The organism is Hydrogenophaga atypica, assembly GCF_042665215.1.
Lineage (GTDB): Bacteria > Pseudomonadota > Gammaproteobacteria > Burkholderiales > Burkholderiaceae_C > Hydrogenophaga > Hydrogenophaga defluvii_A.
The window spans coordinates 134,975-160,249 of the sequence record NZ_JBHTCA010000003.1 but is presented as its reverse complement, the minus strand read 5'-3'; the positions used below and the strand labels follow the sequence as shown (position 1 = coordinate 160,249).

The window sequence follows — 25,275 nt, the reverse complement described above, 5'->3', positions numbered from 1 at the left end:
TTCAGGCAGCTCGCTCAAACACCGCCACGCTTTCCACGTGCGCGGTGTGCGGGAACATGTTGACCGCCCCCGCAGCCGTGCAGCGGTAGCCGGCCTGGTGCACCAGCAAACCGGCGTCGCGCGCCAGCGTGGCAGGGTTGCAACTCACGTAGACGATGCGCTGGGGCGGCGTCCAGCCGGCCAAATCCACCTCCGTGCCTGGCTCGGCCAGCCCCAGTGACTGCTGGTGCAGATCGGCCAAGGCCTTGACCAGGGCAAAAGCGCCTTCGCGTGGCGGGTCCACCAGCCACTTGTCGGCCGCGCCGTCGGCCACCAGCATGGCCGGGGTCATCTCGAACAGGTTGCGCGCCACAAAACGTGTGGGCGCCCAAAGCTGCTGCGGTGAAGCGGCGCGGTTGCGGGCGGCGTTGTCGGTGGCACGCTGCACCAGGGTGTCGCTGCCTTCGATGCCCAGCACCTCGCCCGCCTGGGTGGCCAGCGGCAGGGTGAAGTTGCCCAAGCCACAGAACCAGTCGATCACGCGCTCTTGGCGCTGCACGCCCAGCAGACGCAACGCGCGGCCCACCAGCACGCGGTTGATGTGGGGGTTCACCTGGGTGAAGTCGGTGGGTTTGAAAGGCATGACCACGCCAAATTCAGGCAAGGCGTACGACAGCTGCCGGCCTTCGGGCGCCGGGTCCAGCAGGTGCACGGTGTCGGGCCCCTTGGGTTGCAGCCACCACTGCAGGCCGCGTTCGGCGTGGGCGGTGGCAAAGTCGCGCAGCTTCTGCACATCGCCGTCACTCAGCGGCTCCAGGTGGCGCAGCACCAGGGCGGTGGTGTGGTCGCCGCAAGCAAGCTCAATTTGAGGACAGGTGTCACGGGCATCCATGGCGCCGATCAGTTCGCGCAGCCGGGGCAACATGGCGCTCACGTGCGGCGGCAGCACATGGCATTCGCTCATGTCGGCCACGTAGCGGCTCTTGCGCTCGTGAAAGCCCACCAGCACGGTGCCCTTTTTGACCACGTGGCGCACCGACAGCCGGGCGCGCCAGCGGTAACCCCAGGCCGGACCTTCGATGGGCCGCAGCACCATCTCGGCCTTGACCTTGCCCAGGTGCCAGAGGTTGTCCTCCAACACGCGCTGCTTGATGGCGACCTGGGCACCCACGTGCAGGTGCTGCATCTTGCAACCGCCGCAAGCCCCGGCGTGCAAACCAAAGTGGGGGCAACCGGGCGTGACACGCTGCGACGAGGTGGTGTGCAGCGCCGTCAGCGTGGCCTGTTCCCAGTTGTTCTTTTTGCGGTGGGTGCTGGCGCTGACCAGCTCGCCCGGCAACGCGCCTTCGATGAAGATGACCTTGCCGTCATCGCGGCGGGCGACGCCCTGGGCTTCGATGTCCAGCGCGTCGATGCGCAGCCAGCCAGCGGGCAGGCCGCTGGGCGCGGCTTCGGTAGGGGTGTCGGTTTCGGGAAGGGGCAGATGACTCATGCCCCCGATTGTCTCAGGCCGGCGCCCTCGCCAGCCTGGGGCCCTCAACGCCCCGGCAGGTATTTGAGCGGATCGACCGGCTTGCCCTGGCGGCGCACTTCAAAGTGCAGCTTCACACGGTCGGCGTCGCTGCTGCCCATCTCGGCGATCTTCTGGCCCTGCTTGACCGCCTGGTCTTCGCGCACCAGCAAACTCTGGTTGTGGGCGTAGGCGGTGAGGTAGGTGTTGTTGTGTTTGAGGATGATGAGGTTGCCGTAGCCACGCAGGCCGGCACCGGCGTACACCACGCGGCCATCGGCGGCGGCCAGCACGGGCTCGCCGAGCTTGCCCGCAATGTCAACGCCCTTGTTCTTGACTTCATCGAAGGTCTCGATCACGGAGCCAGCCACCGGCCAGACGAAAGCCACCGCATCCGCAGACGCTGCTGCGGCGGGCACGGTGGCCGGAGCCGCGGGGCTGGTCGCTGGCGGTGCGCTGGTGCCAGGGGCTGGCAAGGGACGTGCCGCCACCGTGCCCGAACTCACCGGCGCGGCGGCCGGCTGCGAGGGATCAACGCCGGGAGGCGCAACCCGCAACACCTGCCCGACCTCGATGAGGTTGGGGTTGGCCAGTTGGTTCCAAGCCTGGATGTCGCGCCAGTTCTGGCCCGTTTCCAAGCCGATGCGGATCAGCGTATCGCCCGGGCGCACGGTGAAATAGCCGGGTTTGCCCGCGTTTTCAGCACCGGGCAAAGCGGGCGCCACGCCAGCGCTGCCAGTGGTGCCACTGTCGGCGGCGGCCGGTGCGCGTGTGGTGCTGCGGTCCACCACCGGCGCCTTCTGGCCCAGCCGCTGTGTGGTGCAACCCGCCAACACCAGCGCCGCGGCCAGCAGCGCAAGCCGCGTTGTTCCTGTTTTCATGCAAATTTCCTCGCCTGTGCCACGGGTCGCCCTGGGGCGGCGCGGCGGTGGTCAAACAACCCCGGATTTTAGGGGCACGAAGTGCACCGGCTCGAGCACAGTTTGTTGCAGACCGTTAAGTGTCTTGTCGATCACCACGAGGTGCTGCCGCCCAGGCTGCAAGGCGGCAGGCGCCACCAAACGCCCGCCCACCGCCAGCTGGTCGGTCCATGCGCCGGGAATGGCCTCCCCACCGGCCGCCGCCACGATGCCGGCGTAAGGCGCCCCGGCGGCAAATCCCAACATGCCATCGCCCAGCAACAGGTGCAGGTTGGGCAGGCGCAACGGGCGCAGGTTCTCTCGCGCCTTGTCATGCAGGCCGCGCAGGCGCTCGATGCTGTAGACCTCTTTGGCCAGCAGGCTCATCACGGCGGCCTGGTAGCCACAACCCGTGCCCACTTCCAACACCCGCCCCAGGGGCAGGCTGCGGCCATGGCACAGCAACTCCAGCATGCGGGCCACCACGTTGGGTTTGGAAATGGTCTGGCCCAGCCCGATGGGCAGGCTGGTGTCTTCGTAGGCCTGGTTGACCAGCGCCGAATCCACAAAGCGGTGCCGCTCCACCGTGCCCATGGCGGCCAGCACCTGTGGGTGGCCAATGCCCTGGGCACTGAGTTTGCGAACCATGGCTTGGCGTACCGCGTGCGAATCCAGGCCCACACCGCTGCTGGCGGGCGGTCCGGGTGGTGCCAAGGGCCTGACGCGCGCTGGCGTGGGCGCTGCGGGCCCCAACGGCAGGCGCGCGGGGAATCCAGGCCGGGGTTTGGGCGCGTTCATCTCAGCGCAGGTGCGACAAGGCCGCCGCAGTCTGCACCCAGTACGGCAGGCGCTGGTGGTCGGTCAGATCCACATGCAGCGGCGTGATGGTGGCGTAGCCCTGCGCAGTGGCATGAAAATCGGTGCCCTCGGCATCGTCCTTGGCGGCACCGGCACCACCAATCCAGTACATGGTTTCACCGCGTGGGCTGGTCTGGGTGATGACGGGCTCAGCCGCGTGGCGCCGGCCCAGTCGAGCGACCTTGAAGCCCTTCATCTGATCGGCCGGCACACAGGGCATGTTGACGTTGAGCAGCCAGGGGTCGGCGTGCGCCGTGCCGCTGGGCGGCAACGAGGCGATCAGGTGTTTCACCAGCTCATGCGCTTTGGCGGCAGCGGTGTCCAGGTGTTTCCAGCCCTTCTCCGTCTGCGAAAAAGCCACCGCGGGAATGCCAAACAGAAAACCCTCCATGGCCGCGCCCACGGTGCCCGAATAAATGGTGTCGTCGCCCATGTTGGCGCCGTTGTTGATGCCAGATACCACCAGGTCGGGCTTGTAGCCCAGCAGGCCGGTCAGTGCGATGTGCACACAGTCGGCCGGCGTGCCGTTGACATAACGAAAGCCGTTGGAAGCACGGTGCACATAGAGCGGCGAATGCAGCGTGAGGGCATTGGATTTGGCGCTGTTGTTGTGCTCGGGCGCCACCACCTCAACCTCACCCAGTGGCAACAAGGCCTCGTAGAGGGCGACGATGCCGGGCGCCTGGTAACCGTCGTCGTTGGACAGGAGGATTTTCATTGTCAGGAATTCTATGCGTCGCACCAGAGACAAGCGGCGCTGCCCAAGCAGAAACCGCGTGCCTATGATGCCCGTTTTGTGTGACACCACCGGAGACGAGCATGCAAGCCTGGCTTTGCGAAAACCCCGTGGGCGTGGACGCCCTGACCTGGAAAGAGCTGCCCACGCCGGAACCCCAGGCCGGTCAGGTGCGCATCGCCATCAAGGCCGCCAGCCTGAACTTCCCCGATCTGCTCATCGTGCAGAACAAGTACCAGATGAAGCCCCCGCTGCCTTTTGTGCCGGGGTCTGAGTACGCGGGGGTGGTCGAAGCGGTGGGCGAAGGTGTCACACACCTGAAAGTGGGCCAGAACGTGGCCTGCCTCAGCGGCACCGGTGGCTTTGGCACCCACACACTGGCACCCGCCGCCCTGTGTTTTCCGCTGCCCGACGGTTTTGGCCATGTGGACGCGGCGGCCTTCATCATGATCTACGCCACGTCCTACCACGCACTGATCGATCGGGCTGCGCTGAAGGCGGGTGAAACGGTGCTCATCCTGGGCGCGGCCGGCGGTGTGGGCACGGCGGCCATCCAGATCGCGAAAGCGGCAGGCGCGCGTGTGATCGCCGCCGCCTCCACCGAGGAGAAGTGCGCGTTGTGCAAAGCCGAAGGTGCCGCCGAGGTCATCAATTACAGCGTGCACACCCCGACCGGCGGCCTGCGCGACGAGATCAAGCGCCAGACCGGCGGCAAAGGGCCCGACGTGATTTACGACCCCGTGGGCGGCGACTTCGCCGAGCCGGCCTTCCGCTCCATCGCCTGGCGCGGGCGCTACCTGGTGGTGGGTTTTGCCAGCGGCCCCATTCCCAGCTTGCCGCTCAATCTGGCGCTGCTCAAAGGCGCGTCCATCGTGGGCGTGTTCTGGGGCGACTACGCCAGACGCGAACCCAAGGCCAACGCGGCCGACATGGCCACCCTGGCGCAGTGGTATGCCACGGGCAAGGTCAAACCGGTGATCGACCGCACCCTGCCCATGAGCGAGCTCAAGACAGCCTACGCGGTGATGGGCTCGCGCTCCGTCAAGGGCAAACTGGTGTTGGTCAACTGAGCCTGGCCCCCACGCGCCACCGCTGCCATGGGTCGCAGCCCCCAGAAGGCGTGCGTCCTTGCTCGGGGCGGCCCGGCGCGGCGGTCGGCGCTGCGCTGCTCACTTCACCGTCACGGTGATGCGTTCGCTCATCACCGGCGGGTGGTGGGGAATGTGGTTCTGATCGGCCAGCACCAGTTGCAGCGTGTGGGTGCCTGGCGTGAGTGTGAGTGACACCTCGGTTTGCCCGGCGCCAAAGTGGCGGTGTCGCGCATCGGCTGGCAAGGGGGCGTTCACATCAAAGGCATCCACATCCACCAGCAGGTGGTGGTGGCCGGTGCCCTCTTTTTCCATGCCGGCTGGGGCCACGCCCATACCTTGCAGCCCAAAATGAACCGTCAGCGGGCTGGCCACCGTGTCGCCGTTCTTGAGGTCGATGAAATACACCCTGGAACCGGCCGGCGCGACCACCTTCTTGTAGCCCGAGGGCAGCATGGCCAGGCTGGAGTCGGTGCGGGCCGGGGGGGTTGCGACGGCGTGGCCGGCATGTCCGCCCATGCCACCCCCCATACCAGCGCCCATCATCTGGCGGTGGTGTTCATGGTGTCCGGCGCAGCCGCCCAGCACAAACGGCAACACACACAGGGTGAAAGTGAACGGGCGCATGAGATATCTCCGGTGGGGTGGGGCACCAGAGTAACCCCCGGCCCTGCCCAAGTAAAGCCACGGCACTTGGCAAGCACCACACGCTGCCCCTAAATTGGCCGCTTCACCGCCACGGAGACACCCATGCCACAACAAACCGCCGCCGATTTCGACCAGGAACTGCTGATCCTGTTTGACGCCTATGTCCATGGCGACATCGACCGCCGCACCTTTCTGGACCGCGCGCGCAAGTTTGCGGTGGGCGGCCTCACAGCGGCGGGTTTGCTCGCGGCGCTCAGCCCCAAGTTCGCTGAAGCGCAAGTGGTCAAGCCGGACGACGCGCGCCTGGTGACCAGCCGCATCGACTACGCCTCACCCAAGGGGCACGGCACGGTCAAGGCTTATCTGGCGCGCCCGGCCAGCGCCGGCGGCAAATTGCCCAGCGTGTTGGTGGTGCACGAAAACCGGGGCCTGAATCCCCACATCGAAGACATCACCCGCCGCATGGCGCTGGACGGCTACCTCGCCTTTGCGCCCGACATGCTCACGCCCCTGGGCGGCTACCCCGGCGACGAAGACAAGGCGCGCGCGCTGTTTGCGCAGCTCGACCAGGCCAAGTGCCGCGAGGACTTCCTGGCTGCATACAGCGTGCTCAAAGCCCGGCCCGAGAGCAGCGGCAAGGTGGGCGTGGTGGGTTTTTGTTACGGCGGGGGCATCGCCCACATGCTGTCCACCCAAGTGCCCGACCTGGCGGCGGCCGTGCCCTTCTACGGCAACCACCCACCGGCCGAGGACGCGGCCTGGGTCAAGTCGCCGCTGCTGATCCACTTTGCCGCGGTGGACGAACGTATCAACGCCGCCTGGCCAGCCTACGAAAAAGAGCTGAAAGCCGCCAACGTGCGCTACACCGCGCACACCTACCCCGGCACACAGCACGGCTTCAACAACGACACCACCCCCCGTTTTGACGCGGCGGCCGCACAACTCGCCTGGGGCCGCACGTTGGACTTTTTCAAGACCCACCTGAGCTAGGGCGGCAGCAGCGTCACGTCGCTCAGTGGCACGGCCACACAGGGCAGGATGCAGCCCTCGGCCTTTTCCTCCGCGCTGAGGCCGGGCCAGTCCACGGTGTGGCGCACGCTGCCTTCGGCCAGCCGCCCCAGGCAGGTGCGGCAGGTGCCATTGCGGCAAGACCGGGGCCACGCCACCCCCTGCGCCAGCATGGCCAGCAGCAGGGTCTGGCCGGGCGGCACCGGCACCTCCACTTCGGGTTCACCCGGCCACAAGCACACCCGCAAGCGGTGTGGTGGTTCGCCCGACGCAACGGGACGCACGACGGGGGTGGTCAAAGCTTCAGCGTTCGTGTTTGCCTGCCGACCACGCTTGGCCGGCTGTGTCCGCCGCCCGCTGCGCCACTGCAGCGGGCACCGCCTCCAGCGGCGTGGCCATGCTGTCGTTCCAGCGGTTGAGAAACCCGAACATGGCGACCACACCCAGGATCTCCACAATCTGGGCCTCGCTCCAGTGCGCGCGCAGGGCCTCAAACAGTTCGTCCGTGACGGCGTTGGGCTGGCTGGCAGCGGCCAGCGCGAAATCCAGCGCCACCCGTTCGGCTGGGCTGAACAGCGGGCTGTGCGCGTGGTGCCACACGGCGGCCAGTTTGTCGGCAGGGACACCAAAGTTGGACGCGCCCAAGAGCGTGTGCGCCTGGCAGTAGAGGCAGCCGCTGGCCTTGCTCGCCACGTGCCCGATCAGGCGGCGCAGGCCCAGGTCCACCTCGCCGGACGGGTCCATGACGGCCGCGTTCAACTGTGCAAACGCCCGCACCAGGCCTGGCTTGCGCTGCATGGTCAACACGCTGTTGGGGGTAAAGCCCAACGTGCCCAGGAAAAAATTGAAGTGGTCCGCCAACTCCGGCGAGTGGTCGGCGGGCAAGGGTGTCAAGCGGGACATGGGGCCTCCGGTGGTGCAAATCAGCACAAAAAAACCATTTTCGCCTGCCGGCACCGCGATGCCCGCATGGGCACGTCCGTCTCGCCGGCCGACGCCGACAGCCGGCCACGGCTCGTGGTATGTTCCCTGCCCTTCAAAAGAATTTGTACAAAAGCCTATGAACACGACAGGCGGGATGGATGGACGGGCCACACTGTCGGCCGACACGCTGCGCGGCATTCGCCGTGGCATCGAAAAAGAAAGCCTGCGCGCCTTGCCCAGTGGCGCTTTGGCGCTCACACCGCACCCCGCAGCGCTGGGTTCCGCCCTCACCCATCCGCACATCACCACCGACTACAGCGAATCCCAGCTGGAACTGATCACCGGCGTGCACGCCGGGGTGGACGCCTGCCTGGCCGAACTGACCGAGATCCACCAGTTCACCTACCGCGCCATGCGCGAGCTGGGCGACGAGATGTTGTGGGTGTCCAGCATGCCCTGTGGCCTGCCCACCGATGAGACCATTCCGCTGGGGCGCTATGGTTCTTCCAATGTCGGCCGCGCCAAAAGCGTCTACCGCATGGGCCTCGGCCACCGCTATGGCCGGCGCATGCAGACCATCTCGGGCATCCACTACAACTGGTCGCTGCCTGGGGTGGACAGCGAGGGCTATTTCGGCCTGATCCGCAACTTCCGCCGCCACGCTTTTTTGCTGCTGACGCTGTTCGGCGCGTCGCCCGCCCTGTGCAAAACCTTCGTCGAAGGCCGCCAGCACGAGCTGCTGCCACTGGGCGAAGGCAGCATGTACATGCCCCACGGCACCTCGCTGCGCATGGGCCGCCTGGGCTACCAGAGCGACGCACAAGCCACGTTGGCGGTGAGCTACAACAGCCTGGAGGGCTACGCCGCCTCACTGCACGACGCCCTGACCCGCCCCTACCCGGCCTACGAACAGGTCGGCATACGCAACCCCGGCGGCGACTACAACCAGCTGGCCACCACGCTGTTGCAGATCGAAAACGAGTTCTACGGCACCATCCGCCCCAAGCGGGTGATTTATCCCGGCGAACGCCCGCTGCACGCGCTGCGCGAGCGTGGCGTGGAGTACGTGGAAGTGCGCTTGATGGACCTGGACCCGTTCGAGCCTGTGGGTATCAACGCCCAGACGCTGCGATTTTTGGACGTGTTCCTGTTGCACTGTCTGCAAACCGACAGCCCGCCCGACACGCCGCTAGAAATCGACGAGCTCAAGCACAACCAGCACCTGACCGCCGCGCGCGGGCGCGAGCCGGGCCTGACGCTGCGCCGCCACGGTGAGGAGGTGGCGCTGACGGCCTGGGGTGCGGAGATCGTGGCGCAATGTGTGCCCATTGCCCAGGCGCTGGACGCCGCCCACGGCACCGACGCCTACAGCCGCGCCGTGGACGATGCCCGGCACAAACTGGCCCGGCCAGACGAGCTGCCCTCGGCCCGGGTGTTGCAGGCCATCACCGGCGAACACAACAACGCCTTCGTGTCGTTTGTGCGCGAGCGTTCGCACCTCACGCAAGACCACCTGCTGGCGCTCCCTTGGAGCGATACCCAACAGGCCCGCTTCCAGGCCATGGCGGCGGCATCGGTCGAAGCGCAAAAAAAGATCGAGGCCAGTGACAGCCTACCGTTTGACATCTACCTGCAGCGCTACACCTCGGCCGAGCGCCTGGGTAAGCCCAGAACCCAGGCCGCCTGAGCGGGTGGCCGCCGCATCAGGTTCACTGCATCGAGTGCAGGCCGATGGTGTTGCCGTCGGGGTCGCGCACAACGGCGGCAAAACCATACTCGCCGATGGCGAACTTGGGCTGCAACACCTCCCCGCCGTTCTGGGTCACCCGGCCGGCTTCCACCGCGCAGTCAGCGCAGGAAAAATACACCATGGTGCCACCCCCACCGGGCTGCATGTGGGGACTTTTGACCAGCGCCCCTGCCGCGCCAGGGGCATTGTCCAGCCACTGGAACGCGCACATCGCCATGTCCTCACCCATAGCGGGCAGATCCAGCATGTCGCGCTGAAAGACGGCCTGGTAAAAAGCTTTGGCGCGCGCCATGTCGTCCACGTAGAGTTCAAACCAACCGACCGCGTTGTGTTGTGCCTGCATCTTGGCGCCCCCAGTTTGAAAGCGGACAGTGTAGGCAGCACCAACAGGCACCACAAGCCCGGCGCCCCGGCACAATGCCGACTTTGACAAACTTTGAGCGAGACCATCCCCCATGTCCATCCAGTGGTTTCCCGGCCACATGCACCTCACGCGCAAGGCCATCACCGAGCGCCTGGACGACACCGATGTGGTGATTGAGCTGCTGGACGCGCGCCTGCCGGGCTCCAGCGCCAACCCGCTGCTGGCCTCGCTCATCGGCGCCAAGCCCACGCTCAAGGTGCTGAACAAACAAGACCTGGCCGACCCCGAGCGCAACACCCTCTGGCTGGCCCACTACAACGCGCAGCCTCAAACCCGAGCGGTGCTGTTGGACGCGAGTGAAATCGCGCCTGCCCAGAAGCTGATCAAGGCCTGCTTCGAACTGGACCCCGAGCGCGGTGGCATGGTCAAGCCCATGCGGGTGCTGATCTGTGGCATCCCCAACGTGGGCAAGTCCACCCTCATCAACAGCCTGGTGAAAAAACGCGCCGCCCACACGGGTGACGAAGCCGGCATCACCCGGCGCGAACAGCGCGTGGTGCTGGCGGACGACTTCTACCTGTTTGATACGCCGGGCATGTTGTGGCCCAAGATCACCGTGCCCGAGAGCGGTTACCGCCTGGCCGCCAGTGGCGCCGTGGGCCGCAACGCCTACGACGAACGCGACGTGGCCATGGCCCTGCTGGGCTACCTGCGCGAGCAATACGCCGCCGGCCTCATCGCCCGCTACAAGCTGCCCAGCCTGGACGTGGGCAACGATGAGGCCCTGCTCTCGGCCATCGGCGCGCGGCGCGGTTGCCTGCAAGGCAAAGGCCGGGTGGACCTGCAAAAGGCCGCCGAAATCGTGCTGACCGAGTTCCGTGGCGGTCAGCTGGGCCGTGTGACGCTGGAAACGCCTGAGGCATTCATGGCGTGGAAAACCGCCGCCGACGCCGCAGAAGCCCAAAGGGCGGCGGACAAGGCCGCCAAGGAAGCCGCCCGCAAGGGCCGCGCGCCACGCGCCCCGGCGCCGACCGACCGCTGAGTCAGCCAAACCACCCGGGAAAACCCGGGTGATTTTTGGTCTCAGATTGTTAACAATCTGATGATTCACAAAAGGAACACAACATGAAAAAAATTCTGTCCGAAGTCAGCGGCAGCGTCTGGAAGCTGGAAGTGGCGGTGGGCCAATCGGTGCAGGCGGGTGACACGCTGCTGATCGTCGAATCGATGAAGATGGAAATCCCGGTGGAAAGCCCCAGCAGCGGCACCGTGACCGAGCTGCTGGTGGCCGAGGGTGATGCCGTGGCCGACGGCCAATGGCTGGTGCGTCTGGACTGAAGCCATGCACCCCAAAGACCTGGCTGCCCTGCAAGACGACCTGTTCAGCACCTGGGAAGGCGCGGTGGCCTTCCGGCTGTTCGCCGACCAGGACATCCCCACCCTCACCGTGCCCGAGCAGATCGCCGCCCGCCTGGGCGACCGCATCCTGGGCGGTCAGATGGCGCCCGGCGAAAGGATTGGCGAGCAGGAGCTGGCGGACGAATTCAGCGTCAGCCGCGGCCCCATCCGTGAAGCCCTGCGCATCCTGGAGCGCGAGGGTCTGGTCACCATCCTGGCGCGGCGCGGCGCCATCGTCACCGAGCTGTCCGCGACCGAGCTGAGCGAGCTGCTGGACATCCGCGCCGGGCTGTTTGAGGTGGTGGTGCGCAAGCTGGCCGCTTCGCAGCACCCGGAACTGCTGCCCATGCTGCGTGCCGGTGTGGCGCGCCTGCAAACCCTGGCGCCCCACCCCGAGGCCGGCGACGCCTACGCCGAAACCACTTACCGCCTGCTCATTTTGTGCGCGCGCATGACCGGCAACCGCCGTCTGCAACGCATGCTGACCGCCTTGTCGCTGCAAACCTTGCGTTACAGCAAGCTGGGTTTGGCATCCATCGAACGCCGCCAGCGCTCGGCCGTCTTGTGGGCACAAGCCACCGAAGCGCTGGAAACCGGCGACGTGGAACGCCTGGTGTCCCTCACCCGCCAGCGCATCGATGAATCCGCCGCCGAGGCCGTGCGCCTGCTGGCCGCCAGCGCACCCCGGAGCCGGCCATGAATGCCAACACGCGCAGCGGCCCGCTGCAAGACCTCAAGGTCATCGAGATCTGCTCCACCATCGCCGGCCCGGCCTGCACCCGCCTGCTGGCCGACTTTGGCGCCGACGTGATCAAAATCGAACCGCCCGAAGGCGACCCCGTGCGCCAGATGGGCCAGCACCTGGGCGACGTGTCGCTCTACGCCGCCTCCATCCTGCGCAACAAGCGCTCCATCGCGCTCGACCTCAAGACCGCCGAAGGCCGCGAGCTGGCGGCCGAGCTGATCGCCCGCGCCGACATCGTGGTGGAGAACAACCGCCCGGGCGTGATGGAGCGGCTGGGCCTGGGCTATGAGGCGATGTCGGCTCGCAACCCCGGCCTGGTGATGGTGCGCATCAGCGGCTACGGGCAAGACGGCCCTTACAGCGAACGCCCCGGCTACGGCGCCATCTGCGAGGCCGTGGGCGGCGTGCGCCACATGACCGGCGACCCCGATCGCCCACCGGCCCGCGTGGCCCTGGCCACCACCGATTACCTGTCGTCGGTGTACGCCGCCTTCGGCGCCATGGCCGCCATCCACGCGCGCCAGGCCACCGGCAAGGGCCAGGTGGTGGACGTGGCCTTGTACGAGGCGGCCTTCACCCAGATGGAGCCCATCGTGCCCGCACACGACAAGCTGGGCGTGGTGCCGCAGCGCGAGGGCTCCAACCTGCCCTCGATGGCGCCCAACAGCTCCTACCCCACGGCCGACGGCGGCTTCGTGCTGATCGCAGCCAACAGCCAACCCACCTGGCGCCGTCTGGTGGCCTTGATGCAAATGCCCGAGCTGTTGACCGACCCGCGGTTCGAGACCATACAGGCGCGCGGCCGGCCGGAGAACATGAAGGCCATCGATCAGATCATTGCCGACTGGACACGCGGCTTCGACGGCAACACGCTGGAGCACATGCTGCGCGCGGCCGAGGTGCCGACCTCCCGCGTCTACACCATTGCCGACATCTACGCCGACCCCCACTTTGCGGCCCGCCACATGCTGCAACAGGTGCCCCACCCCACGCTGGGCCACACCACCCAGATGGGTGTGGTGCCACGCCTGTCGGGCACGCCGGGTGCGGTGCACCGCAGCGGCCCCGACCTGGGGGCCGACGGTGCCGACATCCTGAGCGATGAACTCCAGCTGAGCGAAGCACGCCAGCAGGCCTTGATCCAGAGCGGTGCCGTCAAGGTGCCCAGCACAACCTGAGGAGACACCCATGACCCCCATGCACAACCCCACCCGCCGCCAGTGCCTGCTGGCCGGCGCCAGCCTGCTCGGCGGCCTGCCCGCTATGGGCCAGGCCGCCACTGGCTGGTTGCCCAGCCAGAACATCAACTACGTGATTGGCGTGGCGCCCGGCGGTTCGGTGGACCTGTACGCGCGTGGCATCAAACAGGCGCTGGACAGCCTCAAGCTGGTGAACGGGCAAACCGTGATCGCCGAGAACAAACCCGGTGCCGCCGGCCTGCTGGCCTTGCAGCAACTGCAGCGCAACCGGGGCAACGCACACCACCTCTCCACCTTCCACACCGGCGCCGTGGCCGGGCAGGCCAGCGGCATGCTCAAGGCCGACCTGCGCGAATTTGTGCCGGTGGCCATGCTGGTGGAGGAAACCACACTGTTCGCCGTGGGCGCCGATTCACCACTCAAAACCGCCCAAGACGTGCTGCAAGCGCTCAAGCGCGACCCGGCCAGCCTCAAGCTGGCGGTGGCGCCGGCACGCGGGCTCAACCTGCACCTGGCCCTGGCCAAGCCACTCAAGCTGGCCGGCGTGGACGTGGCCAAACTCACCGTCGTGCCTTTCCGTTCCTCGGCGGACTCGATGGCCGCATTGCTGGGTGGCCATGTGGACCTCGTGGCCGCCACCGGCCCCACCGTGGTGCCACTGGCGCAAGCCAGCAAGGTGCGCATGCTGGTCAGCTGCGCCGCGCAACGCGGCAGCGGCCCGCTGACCGAGGTGCCCACCTGGCGCGAGCTGGGCATCGCTACCGACTACGCCAGCTACAACGGCGTGCTGTTGCCGGGTGGTGTGGACGCGGAGCAAATCCGCTACTGGGAAAACGCGCTGCGCCAAGTGTCGCAATCACCCGAGTGGCGCGCCATGGTGGAGAAGTCGGGCAACCGCCCGGTGTTCAAAGGCTACGTCGATTCGCACCGCTACCTGGAGGCTGAACTGAACGGGTCGCGCGCGTTGGTGGCGTCGCTTGGCATGGGCACACCATGAGCCAGCCCAACTTGGTGCCCGAGGGTGAGTGGGCCACCGAACTCGCCGAGCTGCAGCAACGCCGCGCCCATGCGCTGGCCATGGGCGGCCCCGAGGCCCTGGCCAAGTTCAAGGCCAGCGGTCGCATGAACGCGCGCGAGCGCATCGCCCAGTTGATCGACGCGGGCAGCTTTCGCGAGGTGGGCGCGCTGGCCGGCAAGGGCCACTACAGCCGCGAAGGCCAGTTTGAGCGGCTGGACCCGACCAATGCCATCGTCGGCACCGGCCGCATCCAGGGGCGCAAGGTGGCGCTGCACGCCGACGACTTCACCATCCGCGCCGGCTCGTCCGAGGCCACCATCGCCGACAAGTGGATTTACATCGAGCGTTTGGCGCACCAGTTGCACCTGCCACTGATCCGCCTGGTCGATTCGGCCGGGGGCAGCGTGAAGCTGCTCATGCAAATCGGCGGCACCAAGATCCCCGAGTACCCGAGCTGGCCTGCGAACGAGCTGCTCAAGACCGTGCCCGTGGTGGGCGTGGCCTTGGGTGCCTGCGCGGGTCAGGGCGCGATCAAGGTGTTGTCGTCGCACTTCTCGGTGATGGTGCGCGAGCAGGCGCAGGTGATGGCCGCCGGCCCCCACGTGGTGCGCCAAGCCTACGCACAGGACGTGGACAAGAACGACCTCGGTGGCCACATGGTGCACCGCAAGAGCGCGCTGGTGCACAACGAGGCCGAAGACGAAGCCGATGCGCTGGCCCAGGTGCAACGGTTTCTGAGCTACCTGCCGCGCAGCGTGTTCCACCTGGCCCCCGTCACCCCACCCAGCGACGACCCGCAACGGGCCGACGACTGGCTCAAGAACGCCATCCCACGCGACCGGCGCAAGATCTACGACCCGCGCAAGATCCTGGCCAGCGTGATGGACCAGGGCTCGGTGTTCGAGATAGGCCGCTACCAAGGTGGCTCGGTCATCACCGCGCTGGCCCGACTGAACGGTGTGCCGGTGGGCGTGATCGCCAACGACCCCAAGGTGCAGGGCGGCGCCATGACGCTGCAAGCCGCCTACAAGATGGAGCGGCATGTGAAGTTGTGCAGCCAGTTCGGTCTGCCGGTGGTCAACTTTGTGGACCAGCCGGGCAACCAGACCGGCCTGGAAGCCGAGGTGGCCGGCACCTTGCTGGGCGCCACCCGCGTGGGTGAGGCCCTGCACGACTGCGCCTCCCCCTGGGTGTCCATCCTCATGCGGCGTTGCTTCGGCATGGCCGGCGCCCTGCACGGCCCCAAGTACGGCGAAGCGCTCAACCTGCGCTACGCCTGGCCGTCGGCCCGCTGGGGCTCCATCCCTATCGAAGGCGGGGTGATGGCCGCACACAAGGCAGAGATCGAGAGCGCGCCCGACCCAGCGGCCAAACGTGCCGAACTGGAGGCCTTCTACCTGAACATGACCTCACCCTTCCGCACGGCAGAGAAGTTCGGGATCATGGACATCATCGACCCACGCGAGACCCGCGCCATCCTGTGCGATTGGGTGGAGGATGCGTGGGCGTTGGTGCAAACCTCGGGTCGGATCGCCGGTTGACAGGCTGCTAACCCCCACGCTCCGCCGCCCTGCGGGTCGCTGCCCCCAAGGGGGCGGATTCGCCTTGGGGCGGCCCGGCGGCGAATCAATCCACCTCCAGCAGCAGCCGCATGCCCACCAGGGTGTAGCGCGTGCTGGGAGCGTTCCAGTTGCGGTAAGCACAGCGTGCGTACAGGCTCCAGGTGTGCCACGAGCCGCCCCGGCGCACGCGCACGTCGCCGGTCGCCGGCCCTTGCGGATCGTTGGTGGGCGCTTGGGCGTAGTAATCGTCGGCGTGCCAATCCGACACCCACTCCCAGGCGTTGCCCAGCATGTCGTGCAGACCCCAGGCGTTGGGTGCGAAGCGGCCCACCGGCGCGGTGAAGGGAAAACCGTCGCTGCCGCGCAGGGCAAAACCGGACCAGCGCGGCCAGTGCACAGCGGCATCGGCATCAAAGGTGTTGGCGATCTCAAGCAAGCGCTGCGGGTCGTCGCCGTTGGGGTATCGGGTGCTGCTGCCGGCGCGGCAAGCGTATTCCCACTCGGCCTCGGTGGGCAGGCGGTAGCGCCGGCCCTCGGTGCGGCTGAGCCAGGCGGCGAGGGCCACAGCATCGTTCCAGGTGACGTTGAGCACTGGGTGCTCGTCGGTCTGGGCAAAGCCTGGGTGGCTCCAGGCATAGCGCGGATCGCGGCCCTCGAACGCGTCGCCACGGGCCGTGGTGGCGGGGTCGTAGGCCGGGTTGTGGCCGTAGCCGCCGGTGCCGTCGCGCACGGACTCGGGCACATGGCCCGATCGCTCCAGAAAACGCCGAAACTGCCCCACCGTGACCTCGTGTTGGCCAAGCCAAAAATCGCGTGTGATGCGCACACGGTGCACCGGTGCCTCGTCGCCCAGCAGGCCAAACCGCTCGGACGGGTAGGACGGGTAATCGCGTTGCCAGCGTTCGGCGGGCTCGGCGTGGCCCATCTGGAACGCACCCGCAGGCACCCACACAAAGCGCATGCCCAGGCTGTTGACCCAAACAGTGGGCGGCCCACCCACTTCGCCGGCCACCGCCGACCCCATCCACACGCACAGGCCGGCCCACACCAGAGATCGCATCGTCAGTCTCCTCGACCATCTGAGCGCCTATCATGCCGCAGCATGAGCCCTCCCCACTTCAGCCTGCGAGAAGACGAAATCGAATTCACCGCTGTGCGCGCGCAAGGTGCGGGCGGGCAGAACGTGAACAAGGTGTCCAGCGCGGTGCACCTGCGCTTCGACATCCGCGCCTCGTCGTTGCCCGGTGAGGTCAAGGCCAAGCTGCTGGCCTGCGCGGACCAGCGCATCAACGACGCGGGTGTGGTCGTGATCAAGGCCCAGACCCACCGCAGCCAGGGCCGCAACCGCGCCGAAGCCCTGCACCGGCTGCACACGCTGATCGAGGGCGCGCTGTACGAGGCGCCCACCCGCCACGCCACCCGACCCACCCACGCGTCCAAACAACGCCGGCTGTTGCACAAGGCGGCACGTGGGCAGATCAAACGCCAGCGCGGACGGCCGCGCGAAAACGACTGAGTGCACACGGCACATGGCGTGCCTCACACCGGCACCCGCCAACGTTGGCGGGGCGCGCGCAGCGTGTGGCGCTCGCGATAGGCCTGGGGCGTGAGGCCCACATGGCGGGTGAAGATGCGGCGAAACGCGGCCGGGTCGGCGTAACCGCAGGCCTGCGCGATCGCCGGGATGCCCTCCAGCGTGATCTCCAGCAGCAGGCGCGCGCGCTCGCAGCGCAGGCGGAGCAGGTGGTCCAGCGGCGAATGGCCCAGTGCCTCCTGAAAGTGACGCAGCAGGGTGCGTGGGCTCACCGCCGCTGCACGCGCGACGGCGGCCAAGGCGTAAGGCTGGTCCACCTGTTTTTCCAGGTGTTCAATGGCACGCGCCAGCGCGCTGTCGCGGGTGGTGGGCAGGGGCTGGGCCTGCAAAGCCTCCTGCGCCGCCTTCTGGCGCGCGGCATCGGGCCGCAACACGGAGGCCAACGCGGCATGCAAGTCGTGGTCCCAGCACTGCGCCACCAGGGCCAACACCAGCTCGCCCGTGTCCTGGGGCAAGGCGGCGCTGAACCACGGCCCGTCCACACACACCTCGGTGCCTGCGGCGATCACCACGTCGGGGTGATCGCGGTGAAAAGCCGCCGCCCAGTACCAGGGCAAAGCCACACGGTGTCCGCTCAAACGCCCGCTGCCTGCCGCCCACCAGGCACCGTTGCCCAGGGTCAACACCCGCTGGCCTTGGTCAATGGCCACCGCCAGATGCCGACGCAGCGGGCCGTGCCGCGCCACGGTCTGGCGCAACGTGGGCACGTCGGCGGTGTGTTGGCTGAGCACCCACTGTGCCTGTGGCGGGCCCTCGAACACCCCTTCGCTCAACATGGGCTGGCAGGGGCCATGCGTCACGGGCATCGGCTGTCCCTGTGCATCACACAAACGCCAACCCAAACGTGGCGCGGTGCGCCCCACACGCAGCCGCGCGATCAGGTTGGCGGCACGCAGCAATTCGATCGCGTGCAACACATGGCCCATGGCGGTGGTAGGTAACACCGGAAAGTCGATCCCCAACAGGCGAGGTGGCGGCATGGTGGTGATGGCGATTTCAGCTTGTTTGTTGGCGATTTTGCCTTTTCTTTGAAACCCACGCACCCCTAGCATGGCCGGGTGTTCCACCCCAACCCCTGCCTGCCCATGTTTGCTTCACTGAAACCCCTGCCCGCTGCCAGCCTGTTGGCGGCGACCCTGTGCGCCCTGCCCGGTGCCCATGCCCAAACCCTGGACGCCGCCGGCCTGCACAAGCTGGACACCGCCATCCAGGCACTCGCCCCCAAGATCGTGGCCTGGCGCCGCGACATCCATGAACACCCCGAGCTATCGGGCCAGGAAGTGCGGACCGCCCAGTTGGTGGCCGAGCACCTGCGCCGCCTGGGCATGGAGGTGCAAACCGGCGTGGGTGGCACCGGCGTGGTGGGCACGCTCAAGGGCGGCCTGCCCGGCAAGGTGGTGGCGCTGCGCGCCGACATGGACGCCCTGCCCATGCCCGAAAACACCGGCCTGCCGTTCGCCTCCAAAGCCAAGTCCACCTACCTGGGCAAGGAGGTACCCGTCACCCATTCGTGTGGACACGACGCCCACGTGGCCATGCTCATGGGCGCGGCGGAGGCACTGGCCGGCATGAAAGCCACGTTGCCGGGCACGGTGAAGTTCATCTTCCAGCCGGCCGAAGAAGGTGCGCCGGTGGAGCCCGAAGCCAACGGCAAGGTGCCCAGCTTTGGCGCCAAAGCCATGGTGGAGGCCGGCGTGCTGATAGACGTTCAGGCCATCTACGGCCTGCACATCACCGCCAACCTGCCCAGTGGCATGGCGGGCTACCGCAGCGGCCCGCTGATGGCGGGGTCAGACAACATCCACATCCATGTGGAGGGCAAGGGCGGCCACGGCTCATCGCCCTGGTCGGCGGTGGACCCCATCGTGGCCGCCAGCCAGGTGGTGCTGGGCCTGCAGACGGTGGTGAGCCGCCAGCTCAACATCAGCAAGGAGCCCGCCGTCATCACCATCGGCCAGATCCAGGGGGGAACCCGCTACAACATCATTCCCGACAACGTCGAGATGATGGGCACGCTGCGCACCTTCGACGAAGACATGCGCCAGGATGCCCTCAAGCGCATCACCACGACCGCAGAGTCGATTGCGGCCGCCAGCGGCGCCAAGGCCAAGGTGCGGTTTGGCCCGGTGGCCTACCCCGTGACCACCAACCCGGCGGCACTCACCGAAGCCTCGCTGCCCGCACTCAAGCTCGCCATGGGCGGCAAAGCCATGGTGATCCCCAAGGTCAGCGGCTCCGAGGATTTCTCGGAGTTCCAGAAAGTGGTGCCCGGCTTCTTCTACTTCCTGGGCGCGCCGCCCAAGGGCAAGGACTTCACCAAGGCGCCGCCCAACCACTCACCGCAGTTCGACATCGACGAGGACCAGCTGCCGGTGGGCGCGCGCAGCCTGGCCGCGCTGGCGGTGGACTTCCTGCAGCGCACCAAGTGAGCCCGGCACACTGAGCATTCCGCCACGCCTCGCCCGCGTGTGCGTGGCCGAATGCTTCACAGGCGATTAGATGAAACCTAGAATGGGCAGCCAGGGAGGCGAGTGGGCTGCTTGCATGGGATACGGGGCGCAACGGGTTGCGTCTGCCGGGTGTTCTGTGTGCCACGCCCCAGAACAACAAGATGTTTGTCAAACTGACACCCGCAGGCGAAGCCGCCGTCTGGCAATGGGTTCAAGCGGTAAAAAAAGACGCCGAATCGCTGGCGCAATCGGCCTGGATCGCCCAGGCCCACAAACAGGTCAATCTGTGCGACACCAGCTTTGACGGCCTCTACCGGATTTGGCTTAGGGGCGCCGATTCGGTGAACGGCCACCTGCAAGCCCTGGTCTTGAAGCCCGACTGGTACGAGGTTCAAACCGCGCGACTGGCCATTGCCGCCCCGCCCGTGGACGCCTTCAGCTTCTGACCCCGCTGCGCCACCAGCGCCCTGAACCACAGGGCACGCGCCCACACATCAGTGGGCCTGATCCCAGTTGGCGCCCACCCCCACCTCGGCCAGCAGCGGCACGCGCAGCTGGGCCACACCGGCCATCAGGCGCGGCACCTCGGCCTTGAGCCAGTCCACATCGCCCTCGGGCACCTCGAACACCAGTTCGTCGTGCACCTGCATGACCATCTTGATGGCCGGTTTCTCGGCATCCAGCACCGCCTGCACCGCGTTCATGCTCATCTTGATGAGATCGGCCGCCGTGCCCTGCATGGGGGCGTTGATGGCGGCGCGCTCCAGGCCGGCAAGCTGCGCGCCCTTGGCCGTCTGGATGCCAGCAAGCTGTAGGCGTCGGCCAAAAACGGTCTCCACGTAACCCTGCTGTTTCGCCGTCTCGCGCGTGGACTCCATGTACACCTTCACCCCTGGGTAGCGCTCGAAGTAGCGCGTGATGTAGTTTTTGGCGGCCGTGTTGTCTATGCCCAGATTGCGCGCCAGGCCAAAGGCGCTCATGCCGTAGATCAGGCCGAAGTTGATGACCTTGGCGTAGCGGCGCTGTTCGCTGCTGACCTGATCAAGCGGTACACCAAACACCTCGGCGGCAGTGGCGCGGTGCACGTCCAGGCCGTCGTGGAAGGCCTTGAGCAGGGCCGCGTCGTTGCTGATGTGGGCCATGATGCGCAGCTCGATCTGGCTGTAGTCGGCGCTGGCGATCACATGGCCAGGCGCGGCGACAAAGGCCTCGCGCACGCGCCGGCCCTCGGGCGTGCGGATGGGGATGTTCTGCAGGTTGGGGTCGTTGCTGGACAGGCGCCCGGTCACGGCCACCGCCTGCGCGTAATGCGTGTGCACGCGGCCGGTGCGTGGCAGCGCGAGTTGGGCCAGCTTGTCGGTGTAGGTGCCCTTGAGCTTGGAGAGGCTGCGGTGCTCCAGCAGCTTGGCCGGCAGCGGGTAGTCCGCCGCGAGTTTTTCCAGCACCTCCTCGTCGGTGCTGCGGGCGCCGGTGGCCGTCTTTTTCACCACCGGCATGCCCAGCTTGTCGAAGAAGATCTCGCCCAGCTGCTTGGGGCTGGCCAGGTTGAAGGGCTGGCCGGCGATCTCGTAGGCCTCGGCCTCCAACTGCAGGATGCGCTGGCCCAGCTCGTGGCTCTGCTTCGCCAGCGTGGGCGCATCGATCAGCACGCCGTTGCGCTCGACGCGGTAGAGGGTCTCGCTGCTGGCGATTTCGAGTTCGTAGATGAAGCGCAGCTTCTCAATGGCCTCGATCTGGGGCCACAGCGCCAGGTGCACGTCCAGGGTCTGGTCAGAGTCCTCGCACGAGTATTCCGCCGCGCGCGCGATGTCCACCTGGTCAAAAGTGATCTGGTTGGCGCCCTTGCCACACAGGTCCTCGTAGCTGATGCCGCTGCGGCCCAGGTGGCGCTGCGCCAGGCTCTCCAGTCCATGGGGCATGTGGGCCTCGAGCACGTAGCTCTGCAGCATGGTGTCGTGTGCGTAGCCCCGCACCTCGATGCCGTGGTTGGCAAACACATGGCGGTCGTACTTGATGTGTTGGCCGAGCTTCTTGGCCTGTGGGTTTTCCAGCCAGGGCTTGAGCCGCGCCAGCACCTCGTCGCGCGGCAGTTGCTCGGGCGCGTCGGGGTAGCGGTGCGTGAGCGGAACATAGGCGGCCGAACCGGGCGCCACGCTGAAGGAGATGCCCACGATCTCGGCCACCATCTCGTCGAGCGAAGTCGTCTCGGTGTCCAGTGCCACCAGATCGGCGGCCTGCAGCTTGGCCAGCCAGGCGTCGAAGGCGTCCCAGGTCAGGACGGTGTCGTACGCCAGCTGGCTGGCTGGCTTGGCGGGCGCGGATGCCGCCTCGGCGGGTTCATCGAACAGGCCGGGGGTGGCGGACGATGCCCGGGGCGACGAAGCCGGGGCGGGGGCCGCGTCCCCCTCGCCCAAGGCCTTGGCCAACCCCTTGAAGCCGTACTTCAGGTAGAACTCGCGCAGCGGCCCGACGTCGCCCGGCCGCCCGACCAGCGCATCCAGCGCCGGCAGACCGTCCACCCAACCGCTCAGGTCGCAATCGGTCTTGATGGTCAGCAGCTGGCGGCCGGTGGGCAGCCAGCCCAAGGTGTTGCGCAGGTTCTCGCCCACCACGCCCTTGATGTTCGCCGCGTTGTCCACCACGCCCTGCAGCGAACCGTACTCCTTGAGCAGCTTCACCGCCGTCTTGGGCCCCACCTTGGGCACACCGGGCACGTTGTCCACGGCGTCGCCCACCAGGGTCTGGTAGTCCAGCATCAGGTGCGCCGGCACGCCGAATTCGGCTTCCACACCGGCCAGATCGCGCGTCTTGCCCGACATGGTGTCGATGATGGTGATGTGTTCGTTGACGAGCTGGGCCAGGTCCTTGTCACCGCTGGAGATGATCACCTCCACGCCCTGGCGCGCCGCCGTCACGGCCAGCGTGCCGATCACGTCGTCGGCCTCCACACCGGGCACGTCCAGCACCGTCCAGCCCAGGTGCCGCACCACCTCGTGGATGGGCGCGATCTGGCTGCGCAGGTCGTCCGGCATGGGGTCGCGGTGGGCCTTGTATTCGGGGTAAATGGCGTCGCGGAAGGTCGGCCCCTTGGCATCGAACACACAGGCGATGTAGTTCGCCGGGTACTGCTTGCGCAGCGCCTGCACCATGTTGATCAGGATGCGGATGGCGCCGGTCTTCTGCACCGTGCCGTCGGGCAGGGTGGTGGACATGGTTTCACCACCGGCAAAAAAGGCGCGGTAGAGGTAGCTGGAGCCGTCGATCAGGACCAGGGTGGGCTTGTTCTCGTTCATCGCACCATTGTCGCGGCAATCGCCGGGCGGCCCCGCGACCTACAATCCGGCATGCGCCGAATTTCCTGCCTCGCCCCCACCCTCCTGCTGCTCAGCCTGGGCAGCGCCGCCTTCGCCCAAACCGCCACGCCGCCCAAGGTGGTGGAGCAGCGCACCGAGCGCATCCAGCACAAGGATGCGGGCAGCCAGATCGACGAATTGCGCGTGGGCGGCGAAACCCGCCGCATCGACGTCACCACCCAGACCGACGTGCCCGCCTACCAGGTGACGCCGCCCAGCGCCAACGAGGCGCCCGCCTCGGGCGGCCAGCGCACCGGCAGCGGTGGCAAGACCAGCTGGCGAATGTTCAACTTCTGATCGCGCCCGCGCGATTCAACCGACCACGAGCCCCGCGCCATGGCCGTCTTCACCGAAGTCACCCCCCTTGATGCCACCGCCCTGCTCACGACCCTGGAATTGGGTGAACTGGTGGAACTCAAAGGCATCAGCGGCGGCATAGAGAACACCAACTACTTCCTCACGTCCGCGCAGGGCGGCACGCAGCGTCGGCACGTGCTCACCTTGTTCGAGCGCCTGAGCTTCGAGCAACTGCCCTTTTACCTGCACCTGATGCAACACCTGGCGGCACACGGCATCCCGGTGCCGAACCCGGTGGCTACACCCCAGGGCGAGATCCTGCTCAAGGTGAAGGGCAAACCCGCCGCGCTGGTCAACCGCCTGAGCGGCCACAGCGAGCTGGCCCCCACCACCGACCACTGCGCCCAAGTGGGTGCCATGTTGGCGCGCATGCACCTGGCTGGGCGCGACTACCCGCGCCACCAGCCCAACCTGCGCGGCCTGCCCTGGTGGAACGAAACCGTGCCCGTGGTGCTGCCTTACATGGACGCCGAACAAGCCCAGTTGCTGCGCAACGAACTGGCCTACCAAAACCACGTGGCCGCCAGCGCCGCCTACGCCGCCCTGCCGCGAGGCCCGGTGCACGCCGACCTGTTCCGCGACAACGTGATGTTCGACAACGGCCAGCTCAGCGGCTTTTTCGACTTCTACTTCGCAGGCGTGGACACCTGGCTGTTTGACTTGGCGGTCTGCCTCAACGACTGGTGCATCGACCTGCCCACCGGCGCCCACGATGGCGAACGTGCCCAGGCTTTTGTGGCCGCGTACCAGAGCGTGCGTCCGCTGGAAGCGGCCGAGCGCCAACTGCTGCCCGCCATGTTGCGCGCGGGTGCCCTGCGCTTCTGGGTGTCGCGTCTGTGGGACTTCCACCTGCCGCGCGAAGCCAGCATGCTCAAGCCACACGATCCCACCCACTTTGAGCGTGTGCTGCGCGAGCGGGTCGAACGGCCGGTGCCCGTTGTTGCCCTGGAGCCCGTCGCCGCATGAAACTGCATCCTGTGAGCGCCCGCACCGGCCTGCTGTGGGTGCGCGAAGGCATCAAGACGTTCTGGCGCCAACCGCTGGCCATGTCGGGCCTGTTTTTTCTCTTCATGGCGGTGGTGTCGGTGATTTCGGTGCTGCCACTCATTGGCACCGCCCTCGCCCTGGCCCTGCTGCCGGCCGCCACCCTGGGCCTGATGGCCGCTGCGCGTGAAGCCTCGGCGGGCAAATTTCCCATGCCCACGGTGCTGGCCAGCGCCTTCCGGGCCGGCAAGGAGCGCCTGACCGCCATGTTGCAGCTGGGCGCTTATTACGCAGCCGGTTTTTTGCTGGTGATGGGCATCTCGGCTTTGTTCGACGGAGGCCAGTTTGCCCAGATGTACCTGGGCGGCGGCAATGTCACCGCCGAAACCATCCAGAGCGACGACTTCCAGACCGCGATGCTGGTGGGCATGACGCTGTACCTGCCGCTGGCGTTGTTGTTCTGGCACGCGCCCGCGCTGGTGCATTGGCACGGCGTGTCGCCCATCAAAAGCCTGTTCTTCAGCTTCATGGCCTGCTGGCAAAACAAGTGGGCCATGCTGGTCTACCTGCTGGGCTGGTTGGGCGTGTTTGTGCTCGGTGGCGTGGTGGTGAGCCTGATCGCCGGGCTGATGGGCGGTGCGGTCATGCAGGTCGTGCTGTACCCGGCCGCGCTGTTGATGGCGGCCATGTTTTTCACCTCGTTTTACTTCACCTTTCGCGACAGTTTCGCAGAGTAACCCCCCGCGCCGCGCCTAAGGGCGCGTCACCCCCCAAGGGGGGCGACACCAGCCGTCCGGCAGAGCCGGCCCGGCGGTGTCCTGGGTTGGGGCACGCGCTCCGACTGTTTGCCT

General features: G+C 67.1%; 26 protein-coding genes. 15 read left to right on the top strand and 11 right to left on the bottom strand.

All coding sequences use genetic code 11. The annotated features are described in order from the left end of the window. Position 1: 1 nt before the first annotated feature. The 4 genes from rlmD to surE are packed head-to-tail and all read right to left on the bottom strand — an operon-like array spanning position 2 to position 3,964. Complete coding sequence (rlmD, locus tag ACFQPB_RS05315) at positions 2 to 1,471, bottom strand: 23S rRNA (uracil(1939)-C(5))-methyltransferase RlmD (RefSeq protein WP_382220359.1); 1,470 nt, start codon at positions 1,469 to 1,471, stop codon at positions 2 to 4. 44 nt (positions 1,472 to 1,515) lie between these two features. Next, positions 1,516 to 2,370, bottom strand: coding sequence for a peptidoglycan DD-metalloendopeptidase family protein (locus ACFQPB_RS05310; RefSeq protein ID WP_382220358.1), 855 nt, complete (start codon positions 2,368 to 2,370; stop codon positions 1,516 to 1,518). A gap of 51 nt (positions 2,371 to 2,421) precedes the next feature. Continuing rightward, positions 2,422 to 3,186, bottom strand: a complete 765-nt coding sequence (locus ACFQPB_RS05305) for a protein-L-isoaspartate(D-aspartate) O-methyltransferase (protein WP_382220356.1) — start codon at positions 3,184 to 3,186, stop codon at positions 2,422 to 2,424. A gap of 1 nt (position 3,187) precedes the next feature. Continuing rightward, positions 3,188 to 3,964 (bottom strand): 5'/3'-nucleotidase SurE, encoded by a 777-nt coding sequence (surE, locus tag ACFQPB_RS05300; protein WP_382220354.1) that lies wholly within the window; start codon positions 3,962 to 3,964, stop codon positions 3,188 to 3,190. Positions 3,965 to 4,065: 101 nt separating this feature from the next. Between surE and ACFQPB_RS05295 the strand changes: the two genes are divergently transcribed. Further along, the gene (locus ACFQPB_RS05295) at positions 4,066 to 5,052 is read left to right on the top strand and encodes an NADPH:quinone oxidoreductase family protein (RefSeq protein ID WP_382220353.1); all 987 of its coding nucleotides are present in this window, start codon (positions 4,066 to 4,068) and stop codon (positions 5,050 to 5,052) included. A gap of 99 nt (positions 5,053 to 5,151) precedes the next feature. Here ACFQPB_RS05295 and ACFQPB_RS05290 read toward each other — a convergent pair whose 3' ends face one another. Further along, positions 5,152 to 5,697, bottom strand: coding sequence for a DUF4399 domain-containing protein (locus ACFQPB_RS05290; RefSeq protein ID WP_382204362.1), 546 nt, complete (start codon positions 5,695 to 5,697; stop codon positions 5,152 to 5,154). Positions 5,698 to 5,820: 123 nt separating this feature from the next. Here ACFQPB_RS05290 and ACFQPB_RS05285 point away from each other — a divergent pair, with 123 nt between their 5' ends. Then, positions 5,821 to 6,708: a dienelactone hydrolase family protein gene (locus tag ACFQPB_RS05285; RefSeq protein ID WP_382204360.1), complete on the top strand. Its 888-nt coding sequence runs from the start codon at positions 5,821 to 5,823 to the stop codon at positions 6,706 to 6,708. Here the strand turns inward: ACFQPB_RS05285 and ACFQPB_RS05280 are convergent. Both ACFQPB_RS05280 and ACFQPB_RS05275 read right to left on the bottom strand, forming a co-directional pair. Beyond that, positions 6,705 to 6,974: a 2Fe-2S iron-sulfur cluster-binding protein gene (locus ACFQPB_RS05280; protein WP_382220934.1), complete on the bottom strand. Its 270-nt coding sequence runs from the start codon at positions 6,972 to 6,974 to the stop codon at positions 6,705 to 6,707. The genes ACFQPB_RS05285 and ACFQPB_RS05280 overlap by 4 nt on opposite strands. Before the next feature lie 55 nt (positions 6,975 to 7,029). Further along, positions 7,030 to 7,629 (bottom strand): carboxymuconolactone decarboxylase family protein, encoded by a 600-nt coding sequence (locus tag ACFQPB_RS05275; RefSeq protein ID WP_382220351.1) that lies wholly within the window; start codon positions 7,627 to 7,629, stop codon positions 7,030 to 7,032. Between the two features lie 157 nt (positions 7,630 to 7,786). Between ACFQPB_RS05275 and gshA the strand changes: the two genes are divergently transcribed. Further along, positions 7,787 to 9,337 (top strand): glutamate--cysteine ligase, encoded by a 1,551-nt coding sequence (gshA, locus tag ACFQPB_RS05270; protein WP_382220349.1) that lies wholly within the window; start codon positions 7,787 to 7,789, stop codon positions 9,335 to 9,337. Positions 9,338 to 9,359: 22 nt separating this feature from the next. Here gshA and ACFQPB_RS05265 read toward each other — a convergent pair whose 3' ends face one another. Beyond that, positions 9,360 to 9,743 carry a VOC family protein gene (locus ACFQPB_RS05265; protein WP_382220347.1) on the bottom strand — a complete coding sequence of 128 codons (384 nt, stop codon included), beginning with the start codon at positions 9,741 to 9,743 and terminating at the stop codon, positions 9,360 to 9,362. A gap of 112 nt (positions 9,744 to 9,855) precedes the next feature. Between ACFQPB_RS05265 and ylqF the strand changes: the two genes are divergently transcribed. From ylqF to ACFQPB_RS05235, 6 genes are all read left to right on the top strand, one after another. Continuing rightward, positions 9,856 to 10,806 carry a ribosome biogenesis GTPase YlqF gene (gene ylqF / locus ACFQPB_RS05260; protein WP_382220346.1) on the top strand — a complete coding sequence of 317 codons (951 nt, stop codon included), beginning with the start codon at positions 9,856 to 9,858 and terminating at the stop codon, positions 10,804 to 10,806. An 83-nt stretch (positions 10,807 to 10,889) separates the two neighbouring features. Further along, positions 10,890 to 11,102 (top strand): biotin/lipoyl-binding carrier protein, encoded by a 213-nt coding sequence (locus ACFQPB_RS05255; RefSeq protein ID WP_382204353.1) that lies wholly within the window; start codon positions 10,890 to 10,892, stop codon positions 11,100 to 11,102. Positions 11,103 to 11,106: 4 nt separating this feature from the next. Further along, positions 11,107 to 11,862, top strand: coding sequence for a GntR family transcriptional regulator (locus tag ACFQPB_RS05250; RefSeq protein ID WP_382220344.1), 756 nt, complete (start codon positions 11,107 to 11,109; stop codon positions 11,860 to 11,862). Continuing rightward, positions 11,859 to 13,085 carry a CaiB/BaiF CoA transferase family protein gene (locus ACFQPB_RS05245; RefSeq protein ID WP_382220343.1) on the top strand — a complete coding sequence of 409 codons (1,227 nt, stop codon included), beginning with the start codon at positions 11,859 to 11,861 and terminating at the stop codon, positions 13,083 to 13,085. Before ACFQPB_RS05250 ends, ACFQPB_RS05245 begins: the two co-directional genes overlap by 4 nt. Before the next feature lie 10 nt (positions 13,086 to 13,095). Beyond that, positions 13,096 to 14,103 carry a Bug family tripartite tricarboxylate transporter substrate binding protein gene (locus ACFQPB_RS05240; protein ID WP_382220341.1) on the top strand — a complete coding sequence of 336 codons (1,008 nt, stop codon included), beginning with the start codon at positions 13,096 to 13,098 and terminating at the stop codon, positions 14,101 to 14,103. After that, positions 14,100 to 15,665, top strand: a complete 1,566-nt coding sequence (locus ACFQPB_RS05235; protein ID WP_382220339.1) for an acyl-CoA carboxylase subunit beta — start codon at positions 14,100 to 14,102, stop codon at positions 15,663 to 15,665. Before ACFQPB_RS05240 ends, ACFQPB_RS05235 begins: the two co-directional genes overlap by 4 nt. 85 nt (positions 15,666 to 15,750) lie before the next feature. On the opposite strand, the gene ACFQPB_RS05230 is transcribed toward ACFQPB_RS05235, so the two are convergent. Continuing rightward, positions 15,751 to 16,746, bottom strand: a complete 996-nt coding sequence (locus tag ACFQPB_RS05230) for a formylglycine-generating enzyme family protein (RefSeq protein WP_382220338.1) — start codon at positions 16,744 to 16,746, stop codon at positions 15,751 to 15,753. 42 nt (positions 16,747 to 16,788) lie between these two features. Between ACFQPB_RS05230 and arfB the strand changes: the two genes are divergently transcribed. Beyond that, on the top strand, positions 16,789 to 17,202 hold the full coding sequence (gene arfB / locus ACFQPB_RS05225; RefSeq protein WP_382220336.1) for an alternative ribosome rescue aminoacyl-tRNA hydrolase ArfB: 414 nt from the start codon (positions 16,789 to 16,791) through the stop codon (positions 17,200 to 17,202). 23 nt (positions 17,203 to 17,225) lie between these two features. Here arfB and ACFQPB_RS05220 read toward each other — a convergent pair whose 3' ends face one another. Next, entirely contained in the window at positions 17,226 to 18,260 is a 1,035-nt protein-coding gene (locus tag ACFQPB_RS05220; protein ID WP_382220335.1) for a GlxA family transcriptional regulator, read from the bottom strand. 105 nt (positions 18,261 to 18,365) lie between these two features. Here ACFQPB_RS05220 and ACFQPB_RS05215 point away from each other — a divergent pair, with 105 nt between their 5' ends. Further along, the gene (locus tag ACFQPB_RS05215; protein ID WP_382220333.1) at positions 18,366 to 19,709 is read left to right on the top strand and encodes an amidohydrolase; all 1,344 of its coding nucleotides are present in this window, start codon (positions 18,366 to 18,368) and stop codon (positions 19,707 to 19,709) included. Between the two features lie 182 nt (positions 19,710 to 19,891). Continuing rightward, positions 19,892 to 20,176, top strand: coding sequence for a hypothetical protein (locus ACFQPB_RS05210; RefSeq protein ID WP_382204338.1), 285 nt, complete (start codon positions 19,892 to 19,894; stop codon positions 20,174 to 20,176). A 48-nt stretch (positions 20,177 to 20,224) separates the two neighbouring features. Here ACFQPB_RS05210 and polA read toward each other — a convergent pair whose 3' ends face one another. Then, on the bottom strand, positions 20,225 to 23,023 hold the full coding sequence (gene polA / locus ACFQPB_RS05205) for a DNA polymerase I (protein WP_382220331.1): 2,799 nt from the start codon (positions 23,021 to 23,023) through the stop codon (positions 20,225 to 20,227). Positions 23,024 to 23,074: 51 nt separating this feature from the next. Here polA and ACFQPB_RS05200 point away from each other — a divergent pair, with 51 nt between their 5' ends. From ACFQPB_RS05200 to ACFQPB_RS05190, 3 genes are read left to right on the top strand one after another with little or no spacing between them, the layout of a single operon-like run. Beyond that, positions 23,075 to 23,380, top strand: coding sequence for a hypothetical protein (locus tag ACFQPB_RS05200; protein WP_382204334.1), 306 nt, complete (start codon positions 23,075 to 23,077; stop codon positions 23,378 to 23,380). A gap of 39 nt (positions 23,381 to 23,419) precedes the next feature. Further along, the gene (locus ACFQPB_RS05195; RefSeq protein ID WP_382220329.1) at positions 23,420 to 24,406 is read left to right on the top strand and encodes a homoserine kinase; all 987 of its coding nucleotides are present in this window, start codon (positions 23,420 to 23,422) and stop codon (positions 24,404 to 24,406) included. Further along, positions 24,403 to 25,161: a BPSS1780 family membrane protein gene (locus ACFQPB_RS05190; RefSeq protein WP_382220327.1), complete on the top strand. Its 759-nt coding sequence runs from the start codon at positions 24,403 to 24,405 to the stop codon at positions 25,159 to 25,161. The genes ACFQPB_RS05195 and ACFQPB_RS05190 overlap by 4 nt, the downstream gene beginning before the upstream one ends. Positions 25,162 to 25,275: the final 114 nt, after the last annotated feature.